Source organism: Dietzia sp. SLG310A2-38A2 (genome assembly GCF_014145095.1).
Taxonomy (GTDB): domain Bacteria; phylum Actinomycetota; class Actinomycetes; order Mycobacteriales; family Mycobacteriaceae; genus Dietzia.
Genome location: NZ_JAALDX010000292.1, coordinates 1 through 11146, shown reverse-complemented (window position 1 = coordinate 11146; position 11146 = coordinate 1). Strand labels below are relative to the sequence as shown.

General features: G+C 69.4%; 10 protein-coding genes and 1 pseudogene. 8 read left to right on the top strand and 3 right to left on the bottom strand.

Translation table 11 applies throughout. The features are described from left to right. Positions 1–550: DoxX family membrane protein (locus G6027_RS10970; RefSeq protein ID WP_182637212.1), on the bottom strand; the 550-nt coding region annotated here is incomplete at its 3' end. Between the two features lie 181 nt (positions 551–731). Next, positions 732–1433: an MBL fold metallo-hydrolase gene (locus G6027_RS10965; RefSeq protein ID WP_182637211.1), complete on the bottom strand. Its 702-nt coding sequence runs from the start codon at positions 1431–1433 to the stop codon at positions 732–734. Between the two features lie 146 nt (positions 1434–1579). Here G6027_RS10965 and uvrA point away from each other — a divergent pair, with 146 nt between their 5' ends. Next, positions 1580–4633: an excinuclease ABC subunit UvrA gene (uvrA, locus tag G6027_RS10960; protein WP_182637210.1), complete on the top strand. Its 3054-nt coding sequence runs from the start codon at positions 1580–1582 to the stop codon at positions 4631–4633. A 61-nt stretch (positions 4634–4694) separates the two neighbouring features. On the opposite strand, the gene G6027_RS10955 is transcribed toward uvrA, so the two are convergent. After that, positions 4695–5105: a DUF1844 domain-containing protein gene (locus G6027_RS10955; protein ID WP_182637209.1), complete on the bottom strand. Its 411-nt coding sequence runs from the start codon at positions 5103–5105 to the stop codon at positions 4695–4697. A 318-nt stretch (positions 5106–5423) separates the two neighbouring features. Between G6027_RS10955 and infC the strand changes: the two genes are divergently transcribed. From infC to G6027_RS10920, 7 genes and pseudogenes are all read left to right on the top strand, one after another. Beyond that, positions 5424–6044, top strand: a complete 621-nt coding sequence (gene infC / locus G6027_RS10950) for a translation initiation factor IF-3 (RefSeq protein ID WP_182637208.1) — start codon at positions 5424–5426, stop codon at positions 6042–6044. Positions 6045–6137: 93 nt separating this feature from the next. Continuing rightward, entirely contained in the window at positions 6138–6332 is a 195-nt protein-coding gene (rpmI, locus tag G6027_RS10945) for a 50S ribosomal protein L35 (RefSeq protein ID WP_007630819.1), read from the top strand. A gap of 67 nt (positions 6333–6399) precedes the next feature. Continuing rightward, the gene (gene rplT / locus G6027_RS10940) at positions 6400–6780 is read left to right on the top strand and encodes a 50S ribosomal protein L20 (protein WP_182637207.1); all 381 of its coding nucleotides are present in this window, start codon (positions 6400–6402) and stop codon (positions 6778–6780) included. Between the two features lie 11 nt (positions 6781–6791). Beyond that, positions 6792–7634 carry an RNA methyltransferase gene (locus G6027_RS10935; protein ID WP_182637206.1) on the top strand — a complete coding sequence of 281 codons (843 nt, stop codon included), beginning with the start codon at positions 6792–6794 and terminating at the stop codon, positions 7632–7634. Beyond that, positions 7631–9292, top strand: a complete 1662-nt coding sequence (locus G6027_RS10930) for an ATP-binding cassette domain-containing protein (protein ID WP_182637205.1) — start codon at positions 7631–7633, stop codon at positions 9290–9292. Before G6027_RS10935 ends, G6027_RS10930 begins: the two co-directional genes overlap by 4 nt. Before the next feature lie 129 nt (positions 9293–9421). Further along, positions 9422–10477: a phenylalanine--tRNA ligase subunit alpha gene (gene pheS / locus G6027_RS10925; RefSeq protein WP_182637204.1), complete on the top strand. Its 1056-nt coding sequence runs from the start codon at positions 9422–9424 to the stop codon at positions 10475–10477. A gap of 42 nt (positions 10478–10519) precedes the next feature. Continuing rightward, a pseudogene (locus G6027_RS10920) lies at positions 10520–11146 on the top strand (phenylalanine--tRNA ligase subunit beta); the annotation flags it as partial.

Sequence of the window (11146 nt, the reverse complement as noted above, 5' to 3'; positions counted from 1 at the left end):
TGTGGGCGACCCCCGCGATGGCGGCGCCGGCGGCGACGGACTCGGCCTTCGCGCCGGGCAACCTGGCCGAGACCTTGTCCCCGGCCTTGCGGGCGCGCCACGTCAGACCCGGCTGGCCGGCTGTATCGACCGAGGCGAGCAGAAGCGCACCGAGCAGGGCGACGTCGGTTGCTAGCCCGGTGGTCTTGCGGCTCTTGGCGGCGGGGTCGGACTCCGCCCAGAAGTCGTTGCGGGTGACGGTCGTGGGCAGGTGCGAGGCCGTGAGCGCGAGGGCCGACAGGCGGGGGGCCTTGCCGAGTGCGAACAGCACACCGGCACCGACCTTCACACCCGCGAGTGCCTTGACCAGGGTCTCGGTGTCCTTGGTGACCGGTGGCACCGAGGACGTGACGTGCTCGTTGACGGCCTGCTCGCCCTTCTCCACCAGGGGTGCGGCCTTGTCCACGAGCGGGGCCGCCTTGGCGACATGGGCCTGCGGATTGCGTAGCGTCTCCACGCCGTCGATGACGAACACCGTGGCGAGCATGGGTCGTGCGAGTCGTCGGATCATCGTTCCTCCTGGGAATTGGGATGCGTGGTCGAACCTAGTGAAAACCCCGGCCATGCGCCTCCGGTCGGAGGATCGTCCCCCGACGCGGACCCTACGGACCTGCGTGATGCGCTGGGACGATCAGCTGTGACGGGGGCCAGATAACGATTCTGATCGGCCGGTCGGTCGGTGCCGTCGGGCGTCACCAGCCGCGCTCCCGCCACTGCCCGAGGTTCGGTCGCTCGTCCCCGAGCGTGGTGTCGTCCCCGTGCCCGGGATGGACCACCACGTCGTCGTCGAGCACCGCGAACACCCGGGCCTCGAGGTCGTCCATGAGGGTGGCGAACTGATCCTGCGTGCCGGTCTTCCCCGGCCCGCCGGGGAAGAGGGAGTCCCCGGGGAACAGGTGGGTCCCCTCCTCGGTGCGGAGCAGGAGCCCGATGCCGTCCGGGGTGTGGCCCCGCAGACCGATCACCCCGAGGCGCAGATCCCCCACGACGAGTTCGTCGCCGTGCGAGACGTGGTGGTCCGTCGGTACGTGGATGTCCCCGGCATCACCGGGGGAGGCGATGGTGGTGAGGCCGAGGGCCTCGACGGTCTCCGCGAGACCGATCCAGTGGTCGGCGTGCAGGTGGGTCGTGACCACCTCTCTCACCCCGGGGGCCTGCGCCTGCAGGTGCGCGATGAGCTGGGGGGCGTCGTTCGCGGCGTCGACGAGGAGTGCCTCGCCCGTCGCGACGGACTCGATCACGTAGACGTTGTTGTCCATCTCGCCGACGGAGATCTTGGACAACCGGGCCGGGCCGACGGTCCAGCGCTCACCGGTCAGGCGGCCACCCAGGCGGCCTGAGTAACCCTCGGTGAGGGTGATGTGCTCGGGAACGGACTCGGTGGGATTCGACATATTTGCAGGCTACTGGCGGCGACGGCGGTTCGTGGTGGTAAGCGTGTCGGTGTTCGTTGGTACCTTCGTCTGCGGGACGGCGGCCATGCGGCGCGCACGGCCACCGCCACGGGTCCGTGGCGGCATCCCCCTCGGAAGGAGTACCCATGGTGGACCGTCTGGTCGTCCGCGGCGCACGGGAACACAACCTCAAGGGCGTGGACATCGACGTCCCGCGCGAGTCCCTGATCGTCTTCACGGGCTTGTCGGGCTCCGGCAAGTCCTCGTTGGCCTTCGACACCATCTTCGCCGAGGGGCAGCGTCGGTACGTCGAATCCCTCTCTTCCTACGCGCGCATGTTCCTCGGTCAGATGGACAAGCCGGACGTCGACTTCATCGAGGGACTCTCCCCGGCGGTGTCGATCGACCAGAAGTCCACCAACCGGAACCCGCGGTCGACCGTCGGCACCATCACGGAGGTCTACGACTACCTGCGTCTGCTCTACGCGCGTGCGGGTGTCCCGCACTGTCCGACGTGCGGAGAGGTGATCTCGCGTCAGACCCCGCAGCAGATCGTCGACCAGATCCTCGAGGGGGAGGAGGGCGCCAGGTTCCAGGTGCTCGCGCCGGTCGTGCGTACCCGCAAGGGCGAGTTCGTCGACCTGTTCGCCCAGCTCGCGGCCGACGGGTACAACCGCGTGCGGGTCGACGGCGAACTCCACACCCTCGCGGAGCCGCCCACCCTCAAGAAGCAGGAGAAGCACGACATCGAGGTGGTCGTGGACCGCCTCGCCGCCAAGCCGTCCTCGCGACAGCGGCTCACCGATTCCGTCGAGACCGCGTTGGGACTGGCGGACGGCGTCATCGTGATCGACTACGTGGACATCGACGAGGCGGACCCCGGCCGGCGTCGCCGGTTCTCCGAGCACATGGCCTGCCCCAACGGCCACCCGATCGGGTTGGACGACCTGGAACCGCGCGCGTTCTCCTTCAACTCTCCCTACGGCGCCTGCCCGGTCTGTGACGGACTCGGCTCACACCTCGAGGTGGACCCCGACCTGGTGATACCCGACCCCGAGCGGTCGTTGGCGGACGGCGCGATCGCCCCGTGGTCCGGCGGCCAGAGTGCCGACTACTTCCAGCAGCTGCTCTCGGGACTGGCCGACGACATGGGCTTCGACCTGCGCACCCCCTGGCAGGACCTCCCCGCCAAGGTGCGCAAGGCAGTGCTCGGAGGAGCCTCGACGAAGGTCCGGGTGCGGTATAAGAACCGCTACGGCCGCGTCCGCACGTACGACGCCAAGTTCGAAGGGGTCATGTCGTTCCTCAAGCGCCGGCTGGAGCAGACGGAATCGGAGTCGCAGAAGGAGCGCTACCAGGGGTACATGCGCGAGGTGCCGTGCCCCGCCTGTGAGGGGACCCGACTCAAGCCGGAGATCCTCGCCGTCACGATGACGGGCCCCGGCGGGCGTGATCGGTCGATCGCGGACATCTCCCGGATGTCGGTCGCGGACTGCGCGGAGTTCCTGGACGGCCTCGAACTGGACTCCCGCCAGGCGATGATCGCCGGTCGGGTCCTCAAGGAGATCCAGGCCCGGATGGGGTTCCTTCTCGACGTGGGACTGGACTACCTGTCCCTGGACCGGGTGGCGGGCAGTCTGTCCGGTGGCGAGGCCCAGCGCATCAGGTTGGCCACCCAGATCGGGTCCGGCCTCGCCGGCGTGCTCTACGTGCTCGACGAACCGTCCATCGGTCTGCACCAGCGGGACAACCGTCGCCTGATCGACACTCTCGTCCGGCTGAGGGACCTGGGAAACACGCTCCTCGTGGTGGAACACGACGAGGACACCATCCGCGCGGCGGACTGGATCGTGGACATCGGCCCCTTGGCGGGCGAGCACGGCGGACGGGTGGTGCACTCCGGAGACTACGAGGGGCTGCTGGCCAGTGAGGAGTCGCTCACGGGTGACTACCTGGCGGGCCGGCGGTCGATCGCGGTCCCCGACACGCGGCGTGGACTGAACCCGGAGAAGGTCCTCCACGTGCGCGGGGCACGCGAGAACAACCTCAAGAACGTCGACGTGGTGTTCCCGGGCGGTGTGCTGTGCGCCGTCACCGGCGTCTCGGGCTCGGGCAAGTCCACCCTCGTCAACGACATCCTCGCCACCTCGCTGGCCAACCAGCTCAACCGGGCGCGCCAGGTTCCCGGACGGCACTCGCGCATCGACGGGGTGGAGTCGTTCGACAAGCTGGTCCAGGTGGACCAGTCACCGATCGGCCGCACCCCGCGGTCCAACCCGGCCACGTACACCGGGGTGTTCGACAAGATCCGGACGTTGTTCGCGGCGACAACCGAGGCCAAGGTCCGGGGATACAAACAGGGGCGGTTCTCGTTCAACGTCAAGGGCGGGCGCTGTGAGGCGTGCCAGGGGGACGGCACGCTCAAGATCGAGATGAACTTCCTACCGGACGTCTATGTTCCCTGCGAGGTGTGTCACGGCGCGCGGTACAACCGCGAGACCCTCGAGGTGCACTACAAGGGCAAGACCATCGCCGAGGTGCTCGACATGCCCATCGAGGAGGCGTGCGAGTTCTTCGAGCCGATCACCTCGATCCACCGGTACCTCAAGACCCTCTCGCAGGTCGGCCTGGGATATGTGCGGTTGGGTCAGTCGGCGCCGACGCTGTCCGGCGGTGAGGCGCAGCGGGTCAAGCTCGCGGCCGAGCTGCAGAAGCGATCGAGTGGACGGACTGTCTACATCCTCGACGAGCCCACCACGGGTCTGCACTTCGAGGACATCACCAAGCTCCTCCTGGTGATCCAGGGGCTGGTCGACAAGGGCAACACCGTCATCGTGATCGAACACAACCTGGACGTGATCAAGAGCGCCGACTGGGTGATCGACATGGGCCCCGAGGGCGGTGCCGGTGGTGGCGTCGTCGTGGCCGAGGGCACACCCGAGCAGGTGGCAACGGTGCCGGAGAGTCACACCGGTCGCTTCCTCGCGCAGGTCCTCCCTGCAGCGCAGGCGGGCTCCCCGGAGGGAATCCGGGCCGGGGGAGCGTCGGCCGATAGTGTGCCCGCGAAGAAGGCGGGCGCGAGTAAGACTCCCGCGAACAGGGCGGCGAGCAAGGCGCCCGCGAAGAAGGCGCCCGCGAAGAAGGCTGCGGCGGACAAGACCGCGGCCAAGGCGGCACGTAAGGCGCGGGCCCTGCGCTGACCCGGCGCCGGGGCGCGTGCGACCGTCGCGTCGCGAAGCCCGGGCGTCGGGTCTTACGGGGTCAGTAGACGGGTCCGGTGAACTTCTCGCCGGGACCCTCACCGGGCTCGTCGGGAAACGCGCTGGCCTCGCGGAACGCGCGCTGCAACCCCTGAAGGCCGTCCCGCACGACGCTGGCCTGCGGCCCGAGGTATTCGGCGGAGCCGGTCACGAGACCCGCGAGGGATGTGATCAGCTTGCGCGACTCGTCGAGGTCGAGGCGCGGGCTCGCGGTCGGGTCGTCGTCGGACAGCCCCAGCTTCTCCGCCGCGGCGCTCATGAGCACGACGATCGAGCGGAAGATGATCTCCTGGGCAGGGACGTCGGCGAGTTCGACGATCTCGACCTCGCGGGCGTCGAGATGGTCCCCGAGAGAATTCTCGGCGGCCCCGTCGGCGGCGGGATCAGTGGACGCGGGGTGGTCGGTGTTCATGCCGAACACTGTCCCACGGGCCGGTCGACTCCGGGCGGTCGGACCGGTTTGGGGGTCCCCGGTGAGCCTGGTAGAGTTCTGCACCGACTGTGGGAATCCGCTACGTGGTGGGTTCCGACGTCCAAGAGGAGCCCGATCTCCCACCATCCGACGCCCCAGGTAGTTTGATGGTCACCACCCCCGACGAGGGGCCTGCGAGCGTATCGCAGGTGATTTCTCGTCGACGGGTGAGGAGTGAGAGGCCCCCGGTATCCGTGCCGTGGGGCCTTCTCGGTTTCACCGGTGTGTCCGGTGGCGCCGGGGGTACCTCGAGGGCGGATGCGCGACCGCGCCAGTGGTCGCGGGCAGAACACCATCTACCGAGGAGGGCCCATCAGCGCCGAAGCACGTATCAACGAACGAATCCGTGTCCCCGAAGTCCGACTCGTCGGCCCCGGGGGCGAGCAGGTGGGGATCGTTCGCGTCGAGGATGCACTTCGTCTGGCCCTCGAGGCCGATCTGGACCTCGTCGAGGTCGCGCCCACCGCGCGCCCGCCGGTCTGCAAGATCATGGACTACGGAAAGTTCAAATACGAGGCGGCGCAGAAAGAGCGCGAGTCGCGGAAGAACCAGCAGCAGACCGTGGTCAAGGAGCAGAAGCTCCGGCCCAAGATCGACACCCATGACTACGAGACCAAGAAGGGGAACGTCGTCCGTTTCCTCGAGAAGGGCTCCAAGGTCAAGGTGACGATCATGTTCCGCGGTCGCGAGCAGTCCCGCCCCGAGCTCGGGTACCGGTTGCTCCAGCGCCTGGCGGACGACATCACCGAATACGGCTACGTCGAGACCAGTGCCAAGCAGGACGGCCGCAACATGACCATGGTCGTGGCCCCCCACAAGGGCGCCAAGACCCGCGTCAAGGCGCAGGAGTCGAAGGTCACCGACCCCGCCTCGGAGTAGGACTCCGGAACCACACCGACCAACGGACGCATGTCGTCCGCTCACCCGAGACCCCGCCGGTCTCCGGGACGAACCATGTGAGGAAGACCGATCATGCCGAAGATGAAGACCCACAAGGGCACCGCCAAGCGTTTCCGGAAGACCGGAACGGGCAAGCTCGTGCGCCAGCAGGCCAACCGCCGCCACATCATGGAGAAGAAGCCCACCAAGCGCACCCGTCGTCTCGACGGTCGTACGGACGTCGCCCCGGCTGACGTTCCCCGCATCAAGCGGCTCCTCGGGCTCTGAGCCCTCTCCCATACGTAGAACTTCCGGTCGCCGTGAGGTGACCACCCAGATCAGTGAGGATTGACCAGTGGCACGCGTGAAGAGGGCAGTCAACGCCCAGAAGAAGCGTAGGACCGTACTCGAGTCCACCAAGGGCTACCGCGGGCAGCGCTCGAGGCTGTACCGCAAGGCCAAGGAGCAGATGCTCCACTCGATGACCTACAGCTACCGTGACCGTCGCGCGCGCAAGGGCGACTTCCGGAAGCTGTGGATCACCCGCATCAACGCGGCGGCCCGCGCCAACGACATGACCTACAACCGCTTCGTCCAGGGCCTCAAGCTCGCGGGCGTCGAGGTGGACCGCAAGGTGCTCGCCGACCTGGCCGTCACCGACCCGGCCGCCTTCACGGCGCTCATCGAGGTCGCGCGCAAGGCCCTGCCGGCCGACATCAACGCGCCGGCCGCCTGACGTCTGCGAATGTGACGCACAGCACTCTGCCCGAGGAGGGCACGGGACGACCCGCGGATCCGTTCACCGAACGGACACCGCGGGTCGTTTCCGCATCCAAGCTCCACCGCGCGGCCGCCCGGCGTAAGGCCGGGCGCTTCCTCGCGGAGGGGGCCAATTCGGTCGAGGCGGCCCTCACGACTGGCGCGGCGGTCGAGGTGTTCTGCGGCCAGGACTCGCTCGACCGTTTCGCCGCCCTCGTGACCACGGCGTCAGCGTCCGGCGTCACCGTCTCCGTGGTGACCGACCGCGCGGTCAGGGCGCTGTCGGACACCGTCTCGCCCACGGGCATCGTGGCACTGTGCCGGTCGGTCGTGCACGACCCCGGTGAGCCCGACGAGCGTGCTCCGCGGCTCGTCGCGGTGGGCCAGGCGCTGGCCGAACCCGGGAACGTCGGAACGCTCATCCGCGTCTCGGACGCACTCGGCGCCGACGCGGTATGGCTCACCGAAGGCGGGGTGGATCCGGAGAACACCAAGGCCGTCCGCGCCTCGGCGGGCAGCCTCTTCCACCTCTCCGTGGTGCGGGGCGTGACCGAGACGGACCTGGTCGAGCGAGCCCACGGGCTGGGCCTCCAGGTAGCGGTGGCCACCGGCGACGGGGACGTGGACATCGAGCACGCCGACGACGCGCTGGCCCGGCCGACCGCGTGGGTCTTCGGCAACGAGGCCCACGGTGTCCCCGACGAGCTGGCCGCAGCTGCCGACCTCCGGGTCCGCATCCCCCTCCGCGGGAGGGCCGAGAGCCTGAACATCGTCACCGCGGCCTCGATCTGCCTCCACACCAGCGCGCGCCTGCAGGCCGCCGCCTCGTGACCGCCGCCCTCACCGCCCGAGCACTGGGGGCCTCACGGGGTGCGCGGACCCTCTTCGCCGGGCTCGACCTCGTCGTCGCAGAGGGTGACGTCTGGGGGCTCACCGGTCCCAACGGCGCCGGCAAATCGACACTGCTCCACGCCCTCGCCGGCGAGCCCGACGCCGAGATGACGGGCACGGTCACCGTCAGTCCACCGCACGCGACGGTGGGGCTCCTCCGTCAGGAGGTGAGTCGTCACGACGACGAGGAGGTGCGCGACTTCCTGCACCGCGTCACCGGGGTCGCCGAGGCGCAGGCGCACATGGACGCACTCGCCCAGCAGATGGCGGACTCGGACTCGGCTTCCGACGCCTACGGCGACGCCCTCGAGAGATGGTTGGCGCTCGGCGGTGGAGACCTGGACGAGCGGATCCCGGTGACCGCCGCGCGGCTCGGGCTGGACGGCGCCGTTCTGGACCTGCCGATGGCGGCACTCTCGGGAGGGCAGGCCGCCCGCGTCAACCTCGCCGCCGTGCTGCTCAGCCAGTACGAGGTCCTGCTGTTGGACGAGCCGACCAACGACCTCGACCTGGCGGGGCTCGCGGTGTTGGAGAACTTCATGCGGACCGAGCGGCGTCCGATGGTGGTGGTCAGCCACGACCGCGAGTTCCTGGCCAGGTGTGTGACCGGGATCGTCGAGCTCGACTCGGCACAGCGGCAGATCACGGTGTTCGACGGTGGATACGAGTCGTACCTCGCCGAACGCGCGCTGGCGCGGCAGCGCGCGCGAGAGGCGTACGAGGAGTACGCCGGCCGGGTCGGTCAGCTCAAGGACCGCATGCAGACACAGAAGACGTGGCTCGACAAGGGCGTGCGCAACACCATGCGCAAGTCGGGCGGCAAGGATGCCGAGAAGGACAAGCACATCCGCAACCGGGCCGGTCAGCGGTCGGAGAAGCAGGCCGCCAAGATCTCCCAGACCGAGCGTGCGATGGAGCGGCTCGACGTGGTGGAGGAGCCGCGCAAGGAGTGGGAGCTGCAGATGGAGATCGCGACCGCGCCCCGATCGGGGTCGGTCGTGGCGGTGCTGTCCGAGGCCGTCGTTCGTCGCGGTGACTTCGCGCTCGGTCCGGTGACCCTGCAGATCGACTCGGGGGACCGGGTGCTGATCTCCGGTGCCAACGGTTCCGGCAAGTCCACGCTGCTGGGCCTTCTCGCGGGCGATCGACTTCCGGATACCGGGCGGGTGAGCCCGGGAGCCGGCGTCGCGGCGGGGCGAGTGGACCAGGCCCGCGCGGAGTTCGGTGGCCCGGGTCCATTGTTGGACACGTTCTGCGTGGCCGCGGACCCCGAGGGACTGGACCCCACCGAGGGGCGGACGGTGCTGGCCAAGTTCGGCCTGGGCGGTGAGCATGTCGCCCGGTCGTGCGCGTCCCTGTCCCCGGGGGAGCGGACCCGGGCGGCGTTGGCCCTGCTCCAGCAGCGCGGCGTCAACCTGCTCGTGTTGGACGAGCCGACCAACCATCTGGACCTCCCCGCGATCGAACAGCTCGAGCAGGCCGTGGAGGCCTTCAACGGCACGGTCCTGCTGGTGACCCACGACCGGCGGATGCGCCAGGGTTTCCGGGTCACCCGGGAGCTGCTGGTGGACTCCGGCGCCGTCGACGAGGTGCGCTAGCGCGTGGTCCCTCGCGTCGAGGGGGCACACGCAGGTGGGCCGGGGGGACCGATTCGGATCGACTAGTCTGTTGCGGGATGCCGCCGGCGGTCGCCGGAGATCGCCGTGACGGGGAGGACGAGAGCACAGGTGAGCGAAGACACGAGCGCTGTCGAGGTGCGGATCGACGAGGAGTCGCTGGCGCGGTACGCGGCGGAGGCCGAGACGGCGTTCGCCGCCGCAACGGACCTGGACGCCCTGGCCGTCGCCAAGACCGCCCACCTGGGCGACCGCAGCCCGATCGCGCTGGGCCGCCGGACCCTCGGGTCGTTGCCCAAGGAGCAGAAGGCCTCCGCCGGTAAGGCCGTCAACGTGGCGCGGGGGAGGGTTCAGCAGGCCTACGACTCCCGCCTGGCCGAGCTGCAGGCAGAGCGAGACGCCGCCGTCCTGGTGGCCGAGACCCTCGACCTGACCGTGCCGTCGGGTCGGGCGCCCGTGGGCGCCCAGCACCCCATCACGATCATCACGGAGCAGGTCACGGACGTGTTCGTGGCCATGGGCTGGGAGATCACCGAGGGCCCGGAGGTCGAGGCGGAGCATTACAACTTCGACGCCCTGAACTTCCTCCCGGACCACCCCGCGCGCACCCTGCAGGACACCTTCCACATCGCGCCCGAGGGCAGCCGCCAGGTGCTGCGTACCCACACCTCGCCCGTGCAGATCCGGACGATGCTCGACCGGGAACCCCCGATCTACGTCGCCTGCCCCGGACGGACGTTCCGCACGGACGAGCTCGACGCCACCCACACTCCGGTGTTCCACCAGGTCGAGGGGTTGGCGATCGACAAGGGGCTGACCATGGCGCACCTGCGCGGCGCGCTCGACGCTTTCGCCCGCGCGCTCTTCGGCCCGGAGACCCGTACCCGGATGCGGCCCAACTACTTCCCCTTCACGGAGCCCTCGGCCGAGGTCGACGTGTGGTTCCCGCGGAAGAAGGGTGGCGCGGGCTGGGTCGAGTGGGGCGGTTGCGGGATGGTCCACCCCAACGTGCTCACCGCCTGCGGTATCGACCCGGAGGTCTACTCGGGGTTCGCGTTCGGCATGGGCCTCGAGCGCACCCTGCAGTTCCGCAACGGACTGTCCGACATGCGGGACATGGTCGAGGGGGACGTGCGGTTCTCGCTGCCCTTCGGCATCCGCGCCTGACCCACCGCCCCCTTCCACCCGAGAAGACTAAGGACCCCCACAGTGCGAATTGCGCAGTCCTGGCTGACCGAGATCCTGCAGCGGGCCAACGACGGTTGGTCGGTGACCCCGGCCGAGCTCGACGCGGGGTTCGTGCGCGTCGGCCTGGAGGTCGAGGGCGAGCCGGAGCAGCTGCCCGAGATCTCGGGACCGCTCACCATCGGTCGGGTCAGCAGTATCGAGGAGCTCGAGGGATTTAAGAAGCCGATCCGGTTCTGTCTGGTCGACGTGGGCGCCGACGAGCCGCAGCAGATCGTCTGCGGGGCCCGGAACTTCTCCGAGGGCGACCTGGTGGTGGTCGCGCTGCCCGGGACCGTGCTGCCCGGCGGGTTCGAGATCGGCAGGCGGAAGACGTACGGCAAGCCCAGTGAGGGCATGATCTGCTCGGCGTCCGAGCTGGGGATCGGATCCGACCACGGTGGCATCATCGTCCTGGCCGAGGGCACGGCGGAGCCCGGCGACCCGGCCGGGCCGGTTCTCGACGCCGGGGCGGCGGGACCGGACACCGTCATCGAACTCAACGTCACCCCGGACCGCGGGTACTGCCTGTCGGCGCGTGGCCTGGCCCGCGAACTCGCGTGCGGGTTCGGCCTGGACTTCGCGGATCCGGCGGTCGAGCCGGGGCTGCCC